This is a genomic window from Limosilactobacillus walteri, from assembly GCF_014830205.1.
Classification (GTDB): domain Bacteria; phylum Bacillota; class Bacilli; order Lactobacillales; family Lactobacillaceae; genus Limosilactobacillus; species Limosilactobacillus walteri.
Genome location: NZ_QORN01000021.1, coordinates 1 through 17,666, shown reverse-complemented (window position 1 = coordinate 17,666; position 17,666 = coordinate 1). Strand labels below are relative to the sequence as shown.

Sequence of the window (17,666 nt, the reverse complement as noted above, 5' to 3'; positions counted from 1 at the left end):
AATGGAATTAACTGTCTTACAACTATACCAAAAAATGCGCCAAAACATGGGGCCGTCTGGATGGTGGCCTGCAGAATCAAAAGAAGAAATCATTGTCGGTGCGGTATTAATTCAAAACACAAATTGGCAAAATGCTGACCGTGCACGTTTATTGTTTGAAGAAAAAACCAGCTTTAACCCGCAAAAAATTTTATCTCTTTCAGATCAAGAGTTACAAGAGTTAGTACGCCCAGCAGGATTTTATCGTAATAAAAGCAAGGCCATTAAAACTATCTTTTCGTGGTTAGCCCAATATGATTTTGACTATCCCGCGCTCGCCAAACGTTACCCTACGAACTTCCGCCAAGAATTGCTAAAACTTCATGGGGTCGGGCAAGAGACAGCTGACGTGTTACTAACTTATATTTTTGAAATTCCAACATTCATCAGTGATAAATATGCTCGGACCCTTTTCACCTTACTAGGGATTAAAGATTTAACTAACTACAATAGTTTGGCTAAACGCTACCAGTATGATGATCGTTTCACTGCATCCATCGCCAAAGACTTTCACGGTCTTATTGATGAATTTGGTAAAATTTATTTTCATCCGCTTAGCAAATTTAATGATAGTTTCCTCGCCGGTGACCGCTTAATCTTATCTTGATTAGTTTATTTACTGATGCCTTATCAAATAATTAATCACTAACCGTAATAAGGTTGATATATTCGATAAATTGTTGACGATAATAACAATTCAGTATTTAATAGTGAGAGAACCAATCAGAAAAAGAGGTATCGGAATGAAACGAGCAGACCAATTAGCAGCCGTAAAGAAGTATGCCCTCAGTAAACTCAGTCATGATAAAACCGGGCATGGAATGGATCACATTAACCGCGTTGTTAGGATGAGCAAACGACTAGCAATTGGTGAAAATGTTGATCCGTTTTTACCAATTGTAGCCGCCTATTTACACGATACAATTGACGAAAAATTAGTTACCAATGTTTCAACCGCAAAGCAAGAATTAGTAGCTTACTTACAAGAAAATAAATTTAATGCCGATCAGATTAACAACATTATGAACGTCATTAATAACATTTCTTTTGCACATACCCTCGATGGTGAGCAAATTAAATTATCAATTGTCGGTCAGATTGTCCGTGACGCTGACTGGCTAGATGCAATTGGTGCTATCGGAATCACTCGGGCAATTTATTACGGGGGTGGTCACCATGAAAAAATTTACGATCCGGCAATTAAACCTCGTCATAATATGTCCCGTGAAGAGTACCGTAACTTAGCCAACGAAACAATCATTAACCACTTTGATGAAAAACTCCTGCATTTAAAAGACATGATGAACACCACAACTGCCAAAAAGATTGCTACTCACCGTCAACAAGTCATGCTTAATTATCTCGATGAGTTTCATGCAGAATGGAATGCTGAAAAATAGAATAGTATTTTATTAAAATATGTCCCTAACACCAGGCAATAATCCTAATGCTAGGGACATATTATTTATTTATCTTCTTTTTTATTTTTTTGGTTACTTAAATCAACGATGATTGAACCTCCATGATTATTACTAGACCCATCATTTGAATCATCATGGTGATCATTAACATGCAAGGCTTTTCGTGCAACCCAGCGAAAGATTAATGATATTGGTGCAACCAAGAATCCATATAATAATCCAGTTAATAAAGCATTCGGAATAATTTGCTGGACAAAGGTTAAACCGCCTGCCGGACTACCAGTGAGGACTAGTCCAATCAAGCCATAAAAGATTGATATGAAGAATAATTGAACTAAGCCAGTAAAAATAGCTAACCATAGCAACTGCTGATGATTAAGATCTGTTGATAGCGGAACTTGTTTATTAAGGATTAACCCGACTACAATCAAAATGACAATAAAGTCAACAAGGACAACCCAGTCAGCAGTCCCAATAACAATCATGATAATTGTACTAATAATCGTCACAATAAGCGAGATATTAATCCCTAGCGCTACTGCTATACCGACTGTAATCACACCAGCTAATGGCATGAATGCCTCACCAGTTGGTAGGATCGTCTGAAAACCAGTAAATGAAATGAGAATCATTAACACTCCAGCAACAATCGTCAAGAGTGTTTTAGTTAAAATTTGTTTTTTCTTCATGCTAAAGGCTTCTTTGCTGTATCTTGCATCCATGCTAATGCCAATGCACCTTTACCCAAGTGGGCACCGATGACTGGACCAAAATAGCTTAATTCAAATGTGATATCTGGATGATCTTCTTGAAGTTTATCCATCCACTTTTGTCCTTCTTCAGGAACATCAGCATGAACAACCATTGCGCGAACAGGATAATCAAGTTTGGCAATATCTTCATTAAAGATTTGTTCACACCGTAGCTTAGCCTTTTTCATTGAACGTACCTTTTCAAAAGCTTCAATTGCATGTGTTGGCGTATGCATAGTTAGTAAAGGTTTGATTTTTAAAATCGAACCAACAAATGCCGATGCGTTAGAAAGGCGCCCGCCACGTACTAAGTTTTGCAAGTCATCAACTACAAAAACATTATTGAAAGTATCACGATACTCTGTAATTTTTTTGATAATGTCATCAAGGTCATCACCTTCGTTAGCCAATTTAGCAGCTTCTAGGGCTAAATGTCCCATCATCTTAACTGTCAAATGTGAATCAAAAGGAATAATCTTAATAGTATCTTTCATTTGTTCAGCAAGCTGCTCAACAGTGTCTAAATATCCTGTAATTGCTCTTGTCAGATGAATGCTAATTACAGCATCATAACCTTTATCAGCTAATCCTTGATAAACTTCCATTAGCTGACCAATTGGTGTTTGTGATGTACTAGGAAAAGAACTAGAATTTGCCATTTTTTCGTAAAAATCACTAGTAGAAATATCAACACCCTCACGGTATGTCTGACCGTCCAGCGTTACTGGGATTGGGACAACATGAATATTATTAGCCGCCGCCTCTTCTGGAGAAAGGTAGGCAGTGCTGTCAGTAACAACAGCAATTTTCATCTTATCAACTCCATGTTCTAAAAATTGTATAATTAAAAATAATAATTGCATTTTTTACGCGGATTTTACCCACATAATACAAAAAGCATACCACATCACCGACACTAAACCAACTAAAAATATGTTCACTAAAGCGACATTACTTTTCATTGATAGTTCAAAACTGTATAATTAATAATGCTATTTTCGTTTTACAAAAAACTATAATTATTAGGAGGATTAACTTATGTCTTTTGATGGTTTTTTTACTCATGCAATTGTTCATGAGCTAAATCAAAAATTAACAACTGGCCGGGTAGCCAAAGTTAGTCAGCCTTACCCTGCCGAATTAATAATCACTATCCGGGCTCACCGAAAAAATTATCCGTTATTGCTCTCCGCTAATCCAACCTATCCGCGAGTCCAAATAACAAATATTCCTTATAAAAACCCTGCAGTACCCACCAATTTCACAATGACAATGCGCAAATACCTTGAAGGAGCCCTTGTTAATAAAATTGAGCAAGTAGATAACGACCGAATTATCAAATTGACCTTTGATACCAGAGATGAGCTTGGGGATACTCAACAATTAGTTCTTATTATTGAAATAATGGCACGCCACAGCAACATCTCATTAGTTAATCAAAAAAATGGAAAAATCATTGATACAATTAAGCATGTTGGTTCTGACCAGAACCGTGTTCGTCTTTTATTGCCAGGAGCTACTTTTGTTATGCCTCCTCAACAAGGCAAAATTAATCCTTATCTACCAAATCAAGTTTATAGCGACCTCGTTAAACAAACAGCTGATTTACAAACTTTAGCACGTAATTTGCAACAGCATTATCAAGGCCTCGGTAAAGAGTCAGCACAAGAATTAGCACAAGAACTGTTACAAAGTGATAATTTACCAACGACCTACCAAAAGTTTTTGGATCATTTTAACAATCCGACTCCGGTAATTATTACTCATCCAAATGGCAAAAAACAATTTGCTGCTTTTCCCCCCGTTGATGTTTCTAAATCAATGCTACAACACTTTGATTCTATCTCTGCCTTATTGGATGCCTTTTATGCTAATAAGGCAGAGCAGGACCGGTCAAAAGAATTAGCTGGTCAAGTATTAAAAGTTATAAAAAATGAACTTAAAAAGGATCGACGGAAAGTCAAAAAACTACAGCAACAACTAAAGGACGCGGCTACCGCAGACCAATACCGCATCTGTGGAGAGATCCTTACTACTTATCTTAGTAAATTAACTCCTGGAATGAAAGAAATCGAACTTCCTAATTTTTACGATGATAATAAGTTGTTGAAAATTAAGCTTTCACCCGAACTGTCACCATCGCGAAATGCTCAAAAATATTTTACTAAGTATAATAAGCTAAAAACTTCTGTCGAGTATGTTAATAAACAGCTAAAGCTAACAGAAGATGAAATTCAATACTTTGAAAATATTGAAAGTCAAATCAAATTAGCGGCACCAGCAGATATTCAAGAGATCCGCCTTGAATTACAAGATCAAGGCTACATCAAAAAGAAGAAAAACGGTAAGAAGCAACGCAAAGTCAAGCCGAGTGCTCCTGATGAATTTCATACTAGCGACAGGACACTAGTATTGGTAGGTAAAAACAACCTCCAAAATGACCGTCTCAGCTTTAAGCTCGCAAATAAAAATGAAATTTGGCTACACGTTAAAGATATGCCCGGTTCACATGTAGTTATTCGTTCAACCAAGCCAAGCGACAAGACCCTTTTAGAAGCAGCCGAACTTGCCGCATATTTTTCCAAAGGACGCGACTCAGATAATGTTCCGGTTGATTACTTACCAGTTAAACAATTGCATAAGCCAAACGGTGCTAAACCAGGTTTTGTGATTTTTCGCGGGCAAAAGACTTTATATGTGACACCCCGTAAGCTTAATAAATAGCAAGAGCGTGTGAGGCATTTATCTTTTTATCTCTTTGTCAATTCTCACTACAGGAAGCATAAATAATAGGGCTCCAGAGTTCGGATTTTCCGAGCTTTAGAGCCCTCTTTGCGTACACGCTATTTGTATATAAATTGTCACAATATTTTTAATTTTCTAAAAATTGCATTTGCGCGCCAATCACACGATTCCGTGCTGGAATTCCACCCTTAACTCGTAATGCCTTAAAGGGAAAGGTCGCTCGATAAGTAACAGTTCCCGGCATCGGCTCGTATACTAGTAAATTACTAATATCGTTATTTACATTATCAGTAAATAACCTCGTAAAAATTCCCGGAAGATTTATATGGAGTACTTTTGACAAAAAGGCCACCTCTGGTAATGATAATGGCTGAGTTTTTAACAGCTTAAAACCATCATCTGCTTGCTCAAAAATAACCTGATATAAACCAGGTTTATCCACCTTTGATACTGCTGCGCTAGCCTGTTTTCCAATATTTTGATACATACTAGCTGGCAAATCTGCCGGATACCGAAGAGATGTTGATTGATATTTTAAAGCTAACGGTGAAAAAAGATTAGTTGTCGTTCCCAACGGATATGCATATTCCCCATCATAAACGTAATTAAATGCGTAACGTTGGCGATCGCTTCCCGCAGGATTTATCGGCAAGTCATCAGGAATAATAATCAACCTTGTATTCAACTCATAGTTCGCTAATGCAGATAATAAATGATTGTAGCTAGCGGGAATAAACAAATATTGTGGTTGCTCTACTTGTAAAATTTGCAAAATATTTTCGACAGCCGCTGGTTCAATATATCTTTTTTGTGCTAATTCTGGACTAAGGGTTACAGAGCTAGGATTAGAATTAATAATGATATTATTAAACCCTTCTTCTCGTAATTCCTGCAAAAGCATTGCAATAAAGTAGTCACCGGCATTGCTTAAACCTAACCGTAAGCCACCGGTTCCAACTACAAGCGCACTCGGTTGTGAAGTTTTCGCTATTTCATTTTCTTCCTCGTATGCTGAATAAAAAATTCCCGTATGCTGATCAAATTCCCCTGCGGAAGGTTCTACTTCTTTATACTTTGTTGTTAGCTGATGATCACGGCTCATTTGATAAACTTGCTCAGGTGAGGTTTTCCATAACTTCGCGATTAACTGATTGCTCAAACCATAACTCTTTGCTTTTTGCAAAATTGGTTCTTTATTTGGATGCTCTGCAATCTCGCGGATTAATAACCGCATTTTGTTAATTTGTGCAAAATAAAATGGCGCAATCTTTGTCATTTCGGACAATTCACTAACTGAATATCCTCGTTGCATTGCCTCAATTAGTACAAACAACCTTCCTGCTTCTGGATGGACGATTTTTGCAATAAGTTGGTCGTCAGTTAATTGCTTTTGCGCTGCTAAATGAAAATCTGTTGGCTCGTGATAACGGGACTCAATAGCCTTGAATAGTGCTTCAATCGTACTACGCCCAATACCAAAGACCGTTCCAACAGATCGTTTTTCAGTTCCTAATAGCTTACTGGCCTTTGGTAATTCACTAAATCCCCATACTGGTACCCGCGCTGCAATGTGGTCCATTGTTGGTTCAACAAGTGCTGCGTGATGAACATACTTATCACCCAAGTCAATATCCCGAAGACGTTTACCCGCATATAGCTGGGCAGTCACCTGCGCAATTGGATAACCCGTCGATTGTGCCGCAAAGGCAGTCATGCGGTCAAAATATGGACTGCTTTTAATAACGTAAAAACGGTCGCTATTAGTATCAAGCGCAAACTGGACATGGTTAGTCCCAACAATTCGTAATTTACGAGTGATTGCAAATGCTGTATCACGAATATCTTGAATTTGCCGATCAAGTAGCGTCTGCACCGGATTAAAAGCAATCGAATCACCCGCGTGAATACCAATGGGGTCCATATCTTCAATCATTGACAACATCATCATCGTTCCGGAGCTATCACGCTGCACAATAACTTCTATTTCTTTATATCCCGCCAGACTCTGTTGAACAAAAACCTGCTCTGCCCGTGACTGATTGAGACACTGTTTTACCGCGTCGGCAAGCTCGCTCCGGTCATGAACGATTTTTCGTGTACTACTGCTTTTAGGTAAAACAGACCTTATAATTACTGGATACCCTAGCTTATTTGCCTCATCTAACGCATCTTGATAATTATTGACTGTAACAATCTTTTTAGTCGGTGCATTCATTTGTCGAAGCGTCCGCTCAAGGAGGACCGCGCTATTCACTTGTCGGATAGTAGCTTCCGGAACTCCCAACAGCTGAATATTTTCCTTGCGAATAATTCCCTTTTCTAATAATTCTTGGGTTAGCTCAAATGCACGCCGATTTCCCAAAGTCGGTAAAATAGCATCCGGATGAAATTCATTAATGATGTTAACAAGGCTATCCACTTCTAATGGCACAATCCGCCCTTCATCAACTTTTTCTAGGCTCACAGAAAATGGATTATCATCAGCCAAGATTGTCTTAATCTTCATGTTTTTAAAAACACGTGATACTTGATAGATGGCAGAATCCAGTTCATCCCCATGCTGTACATCATTTGCACCAGCGCCGATAATTAACACAGATTTTAGGTTTGTCACTAATGATGAGCCTCCCTTCTATTCATCGTATCAACAAATTCATCAAATAAACCATCTGTTTCGTCTGGTCCAGGTGCCCCATCCGGAAAAAATTGTACCGAGAAAGCAGGGTAGCGTCGATGTCGTAATCCCTGAACACTGTCATCAATCATATCAACATACGTGATGAATAATTGCGATCGATCAACCGAATTACGATCAATAATATAGCCTTCGCCTTGCGTTGCATATACGATATGGTCCGTAATAATTTCATGAATTGGGTGGTTCATCCCGTGATGCTCAACAGGAATTGGCTTTACATTGGCGCCATTGGCAATTCCAAACAATTCATGTCCTAGACCAATTGCAAATAATGGCACCTTTGTTTGCACAGTACGAATCATTTCTAAAACTGACTTGCGGACATTTTGCGGATTCCCCGGACCACTAGATAAAACTACTCCATCAGGGTCTAGCCGCAAAATTTCTTCGGATGTAGCGGTATATGGTAAAACGGTAACATTGCATTTTCGCCGACTAAGTTCACGTAAAATTCCGTGTTTTAACCCAAAGTCAATGACAACAATACTTAAACCTGTCCCAGGATTAGGATACGGCTTCGGAGTGGATACCTGGGCTACTTGTTGGTTAGTTAGAACTGTCGCATGAAGCTGATCAAAAGCATGGTCATCTGGAACCGGAACAATACTCCCCTTTAATGGCTTGCCTGCTTTTCGCAATTTATGAACAACTGCCCTAGTATCAATATTAGTAATTCCAGGAATATTCATTTGTTGAAGATATTTATCTAGTGTCAGTTGCCGTCCGTTATCGATTGCTGCATCTGAAAGTGAGCGAACGATAACTCCTTTAATCGTCGGCACAATTGTTTCGTATATATTTCGTTGAATTCCATAACTACCAATATTAGGCTGCGTAAAAACAACAATTTGATTATTATAGATTTGATTAGTAATAATTTCTTGGTAACCAGTCATACTCGTATTGAATACAACTTCCCCGAAAGTCACCGCTGGAGAGCCAAAACCCTCTCCTGCAAAGACCGAACCATCTTCAAATATTAGGTATCGTGCTGCCACTTTACCACTCTCCTAAAACAACTTTGTTACTAACTGATCAATGTTATTATGAACGTTCTTACTACTAAACACAAGTGAATTATTGGTCAGTTTTACGTAAATGCTCCACCATCTTCTTAAAGTATGACGGCAGCGGCGCGGTAAAAACCATTTCTTTGCCAGTGCGGGGGTGCTTAAATCCCAATAAACGGGCATGGAGGTACTGTCCATTACCTGGAAGCGTCTTTCGCGGTCCATATAGCGGATCCCCTGCTAATGGATGACCAATATATTTCATATGTACACGAATTTGGTGTGTACGGCCAGTTTCGAGTTGACACGAGACTAAGGTATAATCCTTAAATCGTTCTAAAACAGTAAAGTGAGTAACCGCATGTCGTCCATCCGCTACTACTGCCTGTTTTTTTCGGTCTTTTAATGATCTGCCTAATGGAGCATCGATTGTCCCTTTATCTTCCTTGATAACTCCATGAACTAATGCCACGTACTCACGCTTATTAGTTTTCGCCTTTAGTTGTGCTGTTAAAGAGCGGTGAGCCATATCATTTTTAGCAACCATCAGTAATCCAGAAGTATCCTTGTCAATCCGATGAACGATTCCTGGACGAAACTCCCCATTAATCGTTGATAGCGGCGAATGATATAGTAAGGCATTTACAAGGGTATGGTCAGGGTGTCCTGGTGCTGGATGAACCACCATTCCTTGCGGTTTGTTAACAACGATAACATCATCATCTTCATAAACAATGTCTAAGGGGATGTTTTCCGGTGCTAGGTCAATTTTTTGTGGCTCTTCTGGAAATACTTTTACGACATCACCAACCACTAATTTATATTTAGGTTTTACTTGCCTATCATTAACTAATACATGCCCGTTTTCAATCCAATGTTGAAGTTGTGAGCGTGAGAATTGTTCAAAATGATGACTTAACTGTTTATCAATTCGTCCTGTCAGTTCATTGTCAATTGTTAGTTCTAATCGTTCTGGCATATCCTAGTCTTTCTCCCTTAAAATACACACTATTAGCCATAAAACGCCAATAGTTAAGCACATATCTGCAATGTTAAATACCGGAAAGCTGATAAATGTCGTTTCAAACATATCAACTACATAGCCTTGAGTAGCACGGTCAATAAAGTTACCAATGGTCCCTGCCATAATCAAGGCAAGCCCCACTAACATTGATACATTTCGGCGATAATGCCAGATAAAATAGCCAATAACAATAATTGCAATAATTGTTATGATAGTAAAAAAAGTTTGCTGGCCTTCAAATAAACTCCATGCCGCCCCAGTATTCCGCAGATTTGTCAACTCAATTATTCCAGGAATAAGCGGCTTAGTTCCACCAATCGCAATCGTTGTTGCAACCCAATGTTTTAATAATTGGTCACAGATTGTTAAAATTAAGATAATTACTGCAGTCAAACTAAGTAGCAATTATTGTACCTCCTGTTGCTTAAGAGCTAATTTTAAACGAGCAATTGCTTTAGATGTAAACGTAAAGTTTAAAACTTCTCCATTAACTGTCATTGTTACAGTGTGCTTAGTAAATTGTGGCTGCCGAATGTCGGCTATCGGAATAATTAAATAATTTTTTTGCAGCAGCCGGTTAAACACCATTTTTGTCGGCGTAATTACCACTGTCCGTCTTCGCCATTCTAATAATGCTAATATAGCAAAAATAGCAAAGAAAAGTGCGCTCAACCACTGGAAATGTGTTATTTCAAGCCAAGTTACCAATCCGGCAATAAAAAATAGAAAAGTCCAACACCAGCAAATAATTGTTCCGGTTAAATCCGGCTGATAAAAGTAACGAGTTTCTTCTTCCATAATATCTACACAGTTAAATCCTTTCAGAAAAGAGGTATGTTTATGATTAAAATTTATACAGATGCAGCAACTAAAGGTAACCCCGGTCCAACAGGGATTGGCGCTGTAATCATCGCAGACCACAAACAGGTTCAACTTTCTATTCCTACAACCATAATGGATAATCATCATGGCGAATTCGCCGCTGCACAATTTGGGTTTAAGTACCTAATTAATCATTTCAGTAAAAATGAAACAATTTTATTTTATACTGATAGTCGCATTCTTAGTGATGCAATTGGCAAAAATTATACAAAACATTACAAAAAAGAATTAGACGACCTAAATCGCCTAATGGCTTTTTTCAATATAGTAATTACCCAATGGATTCCAGAAAGTCAAAATAACGGGGCTCATAACCTTGCTAACCAAGCTTTACATAAGCTTAATTAAAATTCCTGTGCCCTCTCGGACTAGCTTAACAGCTTGAAAACCTTGCTATTTCAGCGCTTTGATCTTGGAGCGATCTTTTTTGCCCCAGTATTGAAAAAGGTCTGTTCGCAAAGCACCATTATAAAGTTTACGGCGTTTAGTAGCTTTTGCACCATAGTATTTTTCAAACTCCATGTCTGCTGTCAAAATGTACTTACTCCATGTTGTCATTGGGCGGTATAATTCACCCATTTGTCGATATAATTCATGAACCGACTCTTTATCACTTAACCGTTCTCCATATGGTGGATTAGCAACAATCACCCCGTTAACTTTCTCTGTATGCCAATCTTTAACCGCTAATTGTTTAAACTGAATATCATGAGTTAATCCGGCAGCGCGCGAATTTTCTTGTGCAATATCAATCATATTTTGATCAATATCATATCCATGGATGTCAAGCTCGATGTCATAATCAGCCTCAGCATCAGCCTCATCACGAACTTCATCGGATAATCCATCCGGCACTAAGTTAACCCACTGTTCACAAATAAATGAACGGTTAATACCTGGAGCAATATTATGACCATAGAGCGCCGCTTCGATCGGAATGGTTCCTGAACCACATACAGGATCAACAAATGGATTATCCGGGAACCAATGGGCGAGTAAGACTAATGCCGCTGCCATATTTTCTTTAAGCGGCGCCCCACCTTTATTTTTTCGGTAACCACGTTTAAATAATCCCTCACCACTAGTATCAAGCGTCAATAGGACATGATCCTTATTAATCGCTACTTCGAGGGGATAGGTTGCACCTGACTCTGCTAGTTTTGTCCGGCGATGATATACTTTGCTTAGTCGCTGAACAATTGCCTTTTTAGTAATAGCTTGGACACTAGGAACATTATGTAACTGAGAATTATGGCTTTTCCCTTCTACAGGAAACTTAGCATCTAATGGGAGTAAATCTTCCCAAGCGATATTTTCTGTTCGATCAAACAACTCTTCAAAGGTTCGCGCATCAAATTCGCCAACAATAATCTTAACGCGATCCGCAGTCCGCAACCACAAATTCGTTCTGATTACATCTTTCATTGTTCCTTGGAAACGAACACGCCCATTCTCAACTTTAGTTTCATATCCTAAATCACGTAATTCTTTGCCAACCAGTGCTTCAATTCCTGCAGCTGCTGTAGCAATTAACTGATATGTTTGCACATTAAACTCTCCTCGCGTTTATATTCTAATATTTATTCTACCTTAAGTTATAGAAAAGTAAAAAGAAGCTACATAAAAAAAGCATCTGAAAATTATTTTTCAAATGCCTTATCTGTTAAAATTTTATAAATCCGCTCAATATCACGCGTGGTGCCTCGAGATTCAAAAGCGGCTAGTAAAGGTAAATCATAGTCATAAGCATAAGTTTTAGCTGTAACAACATACATTTTACCTAATGTTAAATTTCCACTTCCAATAAAACCCAAACATTTATCAAGATTATTATCTGTTTCCAAATAATCTCTCATTGGATTGGTCAATATTTCTGTCAAAGTTGGCGTAAATCTACTCCCTCCAACCATATAAGTAGGAAGAATTACAAAGAAATCTGTTTTACTCTCCGTTGGTATCGTCTGTTCAGAAATTTCAAGTAATTCAATAACAGGATTGTCGTTATTTAAGTGGTTTTGTTGTGCAGCATATTCCTGAAGACGATAAACAAATGACCGAACATTTCCAGAAAATGACATATATACAATCGTAATCTTCTTATTCATAATTCCCTAATATCTGATATTGTTGCATTAACTAATCTAGTGATAACCAAGCCTAACAGTAGTATAGTAGCAGTACCAAAAGCCTTTGAAAGTTCAATAGAAATTTAACTTAATTCAACAAATCTAATCAAATTCATTCTTTTCTCTCCTTTTCTTATACTATTATAAACTGTTTACTCATTAATTAAAATAACTATTTTTTGTTCACTACAATTTTTTATATTTAACCATTAGCAGCTAGCAGGTTGATATCATATACCTACTATGGATAAAGCAATTATCTAAAAATATTTTTAATAAATTTTCTTTAAAATTGATTATCAAGTTATAACTACAATGCTTTATTTTCAAATTTTAGGCAATAAAAAAACCCGAGCGAACTCGGGCACCTGTATGCAAGAATCTGTAGGCCATGTTTTGTCATAATATAATTATCAGGCATAATTATATCGAGGTAATCATCTATCTCAGAGTATCTAAATACTCTCCCCTGGAATCACTTCAATTTGTTATCCAAAGCTCCCCTACCGTAGTTTGGGTTTACCGCTTGAGGGGTTTACCGCGTTCCACCAGTACTGTTTCCAATACTGTATCGTCACTGTGGCACTTTTCAGGAATACTAAGACATAGTAAAACCTTAGTCTGTTTTTCCGCCGTCGCCAAATTAATGGCGCCCCGCCTTATCTTTTCAGCGAGCACAAACACTACAAGCATCGCAGCTTGTGCGAGCATGGACCTTCCTAACACAACATAAAGCTGTGCTCAATTACCCAAAACTTGCATAATATTATAAACTAAATCTTATACGACACGCACTAAAGCAAATGTGAATCATTATTATTATCGTTACCATCCAATTGGGAACCAAATACCCGCCGTTCAAGGTTAGACAAACGTTTCAAAATATCCATATTTGTGGCACTAGATACTGGTTGCCGTGAAGTTGTCTGGTTGCTCATCGAAGAACCTACCTCAACTTGACGGTTTAACTCATCAACTTTTGCTCTCAAACGTTCATTTTCATCATTTAAACGTTCAATTTCTTTATTATAGGTGTCGTAGTCTTTAATAACATCATCTAAGAAAGCATCAACATCCGCTTCATCATAGCCTTTGCCAATATTTCTCTCCTTAAATTGCTTATGCAAAATATCTTGTGGAGTAAATTTTATGTTATCCAACTTAAACACCTCAATTGTTTAGTTTGCGTAATCCAATAACTATAATACCAAACCTAGGCGTAATTGCAAGTCTATTTATTCATAATTTTCTCTTTGGCGTTCTTCCCACTCATTGGCTTCTTCTTGTAGCTCATCAAAGTCAATTATCCTTAATTGGTAATTACTATTTTCCAAAAATTTCTGAATTGCTACGTAATCATACTTCGTCTTCCCCTCATGTTCTGGGTCATAAAGCAAAAGCGCTTCATCAGTATGAGTTAGCATAAATTGTTGATAATTTCGTAATTGCTGTGGTGACTGATATGGTTTTGCAGAAACATTCGCAAAAAAATCTACTTTTTGAGTGGCACTAGTAAGTTTTACTTGATTTTCTTCATTCCACTGCTTGCCAAACTCAGCAAAGGGTAACATCATTGCAACTTTCAATTGCGGAAAATCACTTTTTAGTTGTGCTGCCACTTCAACTGCCCATCGCTCGACACCCATTTGCGGTCCAGTAATCACCCATAATTCTTCTTCACTTTGTTCTAACAATGCTCTTAAATGCCTTTCAAGAACCGCCAAGATCACTTTGACTTTCGGATCATCATCTTTGAAAACATTTAATTCATAACTTCGATAACCAGTTATCCATATACGTTTCATAAACTCCTCCATAATTATCATTATTTTATTCAACTAACAAAATACGTCTTCCATCATGATTTCAAAAAGCATTGGTAATAAACATCGTTATGGCGGTACTTATATCCAACTTTGTAATCATCTTGTATCACTCATTAGGCAAGTAGTCTGGTATAATAGGTCTCTAGTTAGGAGAGTGATCAATGTGACCATTCACTATCCCAATGGTCAGCAACCTGTACAACACTATAATACACATAAAGAATTACCGACACCACATCAATCAATCTATGCCAAACGTGGGATGTCGTTAGAGGATGAGATTAATCATAGTAATCAATATTATCTTGCACGTCATATTGCAGTTATCCATAAAAAGCCGACTCCTGTTCAGCTTGTAAAAGTCGACTACCCTAAGCGGAGCGCAGCTGTTATTCGTGAAGCCTATTTCCGTCGTCCTTCGACAACTGATTATAATGGCGTGTATCGGGGTTATTATATTGATTTTGATGCCAAAGAAACCCGTAACAAAAATTCTTTTCCATTAAAGAATTTTCATCCTCACCAAATTCAACATATGCGTGAATGTGTAGCACAGGGTGGAATTTGTTTTGCCTTCATAAAGTTTACAGAGCTTGATTTACTCTACCTTCTCCCGGCTTCAAACCTTTTCAAATATTGGGACCAACAGCAGAGTGGCGGTCGTAAGTCAATTCTACGAACAGACATCGCCAAAGAAGGCTTTCAAATTCATTATCAACTTAATCCGCGCCTACCATACCTAAGCGCCGTTGATAAAATAATTGCTGCAAAAGCGTAAAGGAGTTTACTATGTCAAATGATAATCGGCCAACGCGTAGTGAGCGTCATAATAATGATGACAATCAACAACGCAATGTTGGCGGCTTAATAAAAAAGATCCTGCTCTGGGCAGTAGGAATCGCCGTTCTACTAATTGTTGCCTCAGCAGCACTATTTTTCTACTACGCTTCCAGTGCTCCTAAAATTAGTAGAAATGATCTAACAAGTCAAAGTATTACGACAATTTATGATGATCAAAATCGAGTAATTTCTCGTTTGGGAGCACAGAAACGAGAGTATGCTAAAAATAATCAGATTCCCAAGCAGCTAAAAGAAGCTGTTGTTTCTATTGAGGATCGGCGGTTCTATAAACACCACGGGGTTGACACTATTCGAATCATGGGAGCGGCAACCTCGAATCTTTTCGGTCGTTCATCTGGGATGCAAGGGGGAAGCACGTTAACTCAACAGTTAGTTAAATTATCGGTTTTCTCTACAGCAGCTTCTGACCGGACCTTAAAACGCAAAGCCCAAGAAGCATGGTTGGCAACTAATGTTGAGCGACACTTTAGCAAAAACCAAATTCTCGAGTTTTATATTAATAAAGTTTATATGGGGAATGGTGTTTACGGCATGCAAACAGCGGCCCAATATTATTATGGTAAGGATTTAGATGAGCTAGACCTTTCACAACTTGCTCTCCTCGCCGGAATGCCGCAATCGCCAACCTACTATAATCCATTAGTAAATAATACTAAGTATGCAACACAACGGCGAAATGAAGTATTAAATGCAATGGTTCGGAGCAAATATATTAGTCAAGCTCAAGCAAACCAAGCAGCTAGTGAAAGTGTCACTGCTGGATTAGACCCCGATCACGGCAACATTTCTGGCAGTGGAACAGCAGCGAAGGCTAAAGTTGTCGATCCTTATGTAAAACAAGTTCTAGCAGACTTACAAGCTCAAGGATATAACCCATACAGTGATGGATTAAAAGTGCATACTAACCTTGATTTAGACGCCCAGCAACATTTATACGATGCGGCTAATGGCGGCGTGCAATTCCAAAATGATAAAATGCAGGCCGGGGTAGCGGTTACCGATCCACATAACGGGCAAATTATAGCTATGCTCGGTGGTCGTCATACCGGAAATGTTGTCTATGGCCTTAACCGGGCCGTGCAAAGTAACCGAAGCTCTGGTTCAACGGCTAAGCCTTTAATGGATTATGGTCCTGCAATTGAATATCTGCAATGGCCTACATTTAAGCCCCTTGCTGATACAAAGTTTGTTTTCCCGGGAACAAATACTGTTCTTCATGACTTTGATAAAAAATACAAGGGGACGATGACAATGCGTGAAGCACTCGTCCAATCTCGAAATGTTCCTGCTATTCGTGCACTACAAGCAGTTGGAATTAAGCGGGCAACTACCTTCCTTGATGGCCTTGGTATCTCACAAAAGCAACCTTACACATTACAAAATGGGATTGCTTTGTATATTTCGCCACTTCAAGTTTCGGCTGCTTATGCTGCTTTTGCTAATGGCGGAACATACTACAAGCCTTACTATATCAATTCGATTACAACTCAAGACGGTAATGTAAAACAATTTAATCCTAAAGGTAGCCGTGCAATGAATAAAGCTACTGCATATATGATTACCGATATGCTAAAAGGCGTCTTTACTGATTCGCAAGGTAGCGCCACTGCTGCTAAGATTGACGGGGTTAACCAAGCTGGTAAGACTGGTACTACCAACTACCCAGGAAATTCAGGTCAATCTGGTGTAATGGATTCATGGATGGCTGGATATACTAAAAACTACTCGATTGCCGTATGGACTGGTTATGATCACCCTCTCGAACCTGGTGGCAGCATCTCTGAACAGTACGTCAAGTCAGCACAGCTACTTTACAAAGACCTTATGCAATATCTTGATAGTCAAAACCATGCTTCTGACTGGACAATGCCTGATACTGTCGAAGCCGTCCGTGTAAAAGGTAAACGGCAATTAGTAATTCGTGATTCTAAATGGGCATTTGAATATACCGAAGATACATCAGATAGCCATTCTGATAGTTCATCATCGAGTTCTTCGGAATCATCTTCATCAAGTTCGTCTTCTAGTAGTAGCAGTGAAAGCAGACCAGAAGATCATAACAATGGCGAAAACAATCGTAATGAACCATCTTCGTCAAGCAGTGCCCCGGCTAGTTCTAGTTCATCAGCCCCAGCAGCAAGCTCTAGCTCTGCTTCTTCGGCTCCAGCTACACAACCAAGTACTGCTCCTCAACCATAATAATTTAAGATAGAAAACGACCAAAGCATTATTCTTAATTAGAATAGCTTTGGTCGTTTTTTCGGCTCTACAATATTAAGTAC

The 17,666-nt window shown here is 38.4% G+C and carries 17 protein-coding genes and 1 other RNA gene; 6 read left to right on the top strand and 12 right to left on the bottom strand.

Translation table 11 applies throughout. The annotated features are described in order from the left end of the window. Nucleotide 1: 1 nt before the first annotated feature. On the top strand, nucleotides 2-646 hold the full coding sequence (locus DTK66_RS06220; RefSeq protein WP_191668108.1) for an endonuclease III domain-containing protein: 645 nt from the start codon (nucleotides 2-4) through the stop codon (nucleotides 644-646). 136 nt (nucleotides 647-782) lie between these two features. Continuing rightward, complete coding sequence (locus DTK66_RS06215; RefSeq protein WP_191668107.1) at nucleotides 783-1,439, top strand: HD domain-containing protein; 657 nt, start codon at nucleotides 783-785, stop codon at nucleotides 1,437-1,439. A 65-nt stretch (nucleotides 1,440-1,504) separates the two neighbouring features. On the opposite strand, the gene DTK66_RS06210 is transcribed toward DTK66_RS06215, so the two are convergent. Then, nucleotides 1,505-2,149 carry a hypothetical protein gene (locus tag DTK66_RS06210; protein WP_225209015.1) on the bottom strand — a complete coding sequence of 215 codons (645 nt, stop codon included), beginning with the start codon at nucleotides 2,147-2,149 and terminating at the stop codon, nucleotides 1,505-1,507. Beyond that, a complete protein-coding gene (locus DTK66_RS06205; RefSeq protein WP_153929873.1) occupies nucleotides 2,146-3,024 on the bottom strand; it encodes a DegV family protein in 879 nt (292 codons plus the stop codon). Before DTK66_RS06205 ends, DTK66_RS06210 begins: the two co-directional genes overlap by 4 nt. 226 nt (nucleotides 3,025-3,250) lie before the next feature. Here DTK66_RS06205 and DTK66_RS06200 point away from each other — a divergent pair, with 226 nt between their 5' ends. Further along, complete coding sequence (locus DTK66_RS06200; RefSeq protein ID WP_191668105.1) at nucleotides 3,251-4,936, top strand: NFACT RNA binding domain-containing protein; 1,686 nt, start codon at nucleotides 3,251-3,253, stop codon at nucleotides 4,934-4,936. Nucleotides 4,937-5,084: 148 nt separating this feature from the next. Here DTK66_RS06200 and DTK66_RS06195 read toward each other — a convergent pair whose 3' ends face one another. The 5 genes from DTK66_RS06195 to DTK66_RS06175 all read right to left on the bottom strand — a co-directional run bounded on the left by DTK66_RS06195 (nucleotide 5,085) and on the right by DTK66_RS06175 (nucleotide 10,487). Then, complete coding sequence (locus DTK66_RS06195) at nucleotides 5,085-7,571, bottom strand: ATP-binding protein (protein WP_191668104.1); 2,487 nt, start codon at nucleotides 7,569-7,571, stop codon at nucleotides 5,085-5,087. Next, the gene (locus DTK66_RS06190; protein ID WP_191668103.1) at nucleotides 7,571-8,653 is read right to left on the bottom strand and encodes a carbamoyl phosphate synthase small subunit; all 1,083 of its coding nucleotides are present in this window, start codon (nucleotides 8,651-8,653) and stop codon (nucleotides 7,571-7,573) included. The genes DTK66_RS06195 and DTK66_RS06190 overlap by 1 nt, the downstream gene beginning before the upstream one ends. A gap of 79 nt (nucleotides 8,654-8,732) precedes the next feature. Continuing rightward, complete coding sequence (locus tag DTK66_RS06185; protein WP_191668102.1) at nucleotides 8,733-9,644, bottom strand: RluA family pseudouridine synthase; 912 nt, start codon at nucleotides 9,642-9,644, stop codon at nucleotides 8,733-8,735. Nucleotides 9,645-9,647: 3 nt separating this feature from the next. Beyond that, nucleotides 9,648-10,094, bottom strand: a complete 447-nt coding sequence (gene lspA / locus DTK66_RS06180; RefSeq protein WP_191668101.1) for a signal peptidase II — start codon at nucleotides 10,092-10,094, stop codon at nucleotides 9,648-9,650. Beyond that, complete coding sequence (locus tag DTK66_RS06175; protein ID WP_153929868.1) at nucleotides 10,095-10,487, bottom strand: EbsA family protein; 393 nt, start codon at nucleotides 10,485-10,487, stop codon at nucleotides 10,095-10,097. A 42-nt stretch (nucleotides 10,488-10,529) separates the two neighbouring features. On the opposite strand from DTK66_RS06175, the gene DTK66_RS06170 reads away from it, so the two are divergent. Beyond that, nucleotides 10,530-10,919, top strand: a complete 390-nt coding sequence (locus DTK66_RS06170) for a ribonuclease HI family protein (protein ID WP_153929867.1) — start codon at nucleotides 10,530-10,532, stop codon at nucleotides 10,917-10,919. Between the two features lie 45 nt (nucleotides 10,920-10,964). Here DTK66_RS06170 and DTK66_RS06165 read toward each other — a convergent pair whose 3' ends face one another. The 5 genes from DTK66_RS06165 to DTK66_RS06145 all read right to left on the bottom strand — a co-directional run bounded on the left by DTK66_RS06165 (nucleotide 10,965) and on the right by DTK66_RS06145 (nucleotide 14,502). Further along, complete coding sequence (locus DTK66_RS06165; RefSeq protein WP_191668100.1) at nucleotides 10,965-12,119, bottom strand: THUMP domain-containing class I SAM-dependent RNA methyltransferase; 1,155 nt, start codon at nucleotides 12,117-12,119, stop codon at nucleotides 10,965-10,967. A gap of 92 nt (nucleotides 12,120-12,211) precedes the next feature. Further along, entirely contained in the window at nucleotides 12,212-12,676 is a 465-nt protein-coding gene (locus DTK66_RS06160; RefSeq protein WP_153929865.1) for a class Ib ribonucleoside-diphosphate reductase assembly flavoprotein NrdI, read from the bottom strand. 401 nt (nucleotides 12,677-13,077) lie between these two features. Then, an RNA gene (rnpB, locus tag DTK66_RS06155) (RNase P RNA component class B) lies at nucleotides 13,078-13,454 on the bottom strand. Between the two features lie 37 nt (nucleotides 13,455-13,491). Next, on the bottom strand, nucleotides 13,492-13,857 hold the full coding sequence (gene gpsB / locus DTK66_RS06150; RefSeq protein WP_153929864.1) for a cell division regulator GpsB: 366 nt from the start codon (nucleotides 13,855-13,857) through the stop codon (nucleotides 13,492-13,494). Nucleotides 13,858-13,932: 75 nt separating this feature from the next. Then, on the bottom strand, nucleotides 13,933-14,502 hold the full coding sequence (locus DTK66_RS06145; protein ID WP_191668099.1) for an SLOG family protein: 570 nt from the start codon (nucleotides 14,500-14,502) through the stop codon (nucleotides 13,933-13,935). Nucleotides 14,503-14,686: 184 nt separating this feature from the next. Between DTK66_RS06145 and recU the strand changes: the two genes are divergently transcribed. After that, nucleotides 14,687-15,301 carry a Holliday junction resolvase RecU gene (gene recU, locus DTK66_RS06140; protein ID WP_191668098.1) on the top strand — a complete coding sequence of 205 codons (615 nt, stop codon included), beginning with the start codon at nucleotides 14,687-14,689 and terminating at the stop codon, nucleotides 15,299-15,301. A gap of 11 nt (nucleotides 15,302-15,312) precedes the next feature. Beyond that, nucleotides 15,313-17,583 carry a PBP1A family penicillin-binding protein gene (locus tag DTK66_RS06135; RefSeq protein WP_191668097.1) on the top strand — a complete coding sequence of 757 codons (2,271 nt, stop codon included), beginning with the start codon at nucleotides 15,313-15,315 and terminating at the stop codon, nucleotides 17,581-17,583. Nucleotides 17,584-17,666 lie beyond the last annotated feature (83 nt).

Excerpts from the sequence above, each read along its gene's own strand:
- DTK66_RS06220 (WP_191668108.1), top strand. The coding sequence starts at position 2 with ATGGAATTAACTGTCTTACAACTATACCAAAAAATGCGCCAAAACATG.
- DTK66_RS06215 (WP_191668107.1), top strand. The coding sequence starts at position 783 with ATGAAACGAGCAGACCAATTAGCAGCCGTAAAGAAGTATGCCCTCAGT.
- DTK66_RS06210 (WP_225209015.1), bottom strand. The coding sequence starts at position 2,149 with ATGAAGAAAAAACAAATTTTAACTAAAACACTCTTGACGATTGTTGCT.
- DTK66_RS06205 (WP_153929873.1), bottom strand. The coding sequence starts at position 3,024 with ATGAAAATTGCTGTTGTTACTGACAGCACTGCCTACCTTTCTCCAGAA.
- DTK66_RS06200 (WP_191668105.1), top strand. The coding sequence starts at position 3,251 with ATGTCTTTTGATGGTTTTTTTACTCATGCAATTGTTCATGAGCTAAAT.
- DTK66_RS06185 (WP_191668102.1), bottom strand. The coding sequence starts at position 9,644 with ATGCCAGAACGATTAGAACTAACAATTGACAATGAACTGACAGGACGA.
- DTK66_RS06175 (WP_153929868.1), bottom strand. The coding sequence starts at position 10,487 with ATGGAAGAAGAAACTCGTTACTTTTATCAGCCGGATTTAACCGGAACA.
- DTK66_RS06170 (WP_153929867.1), top strand. The coding sequence starts at position 10,530 with ATGATTAAAATTTATACAGATGCAGCAACTAAAGGTAACCCCGGTCCA.
- DTK66_RS06160 (WP_153929865.1), bottom strand. The coding sequence starts at position 12,676 with ATGAATAAGAAGATTACGATTGTATATATGTCATTTTCTGGAAATGTT.
- DTK66_RS06145 (WP_191668099.1), bottom strand. The coding sequence starts at position 14,502 with ATGAAACGTATATGGATAACTGGTTATCGAAGTTATGAATTAAATGTT.
- DTK66_RS06135 (WP_191668097.1), top strand. The coding sequence starts at position 15,313 with ATGTCAAATGATAATCGGCCAACGCGTAGTGAGCGTCATAATAATGAT.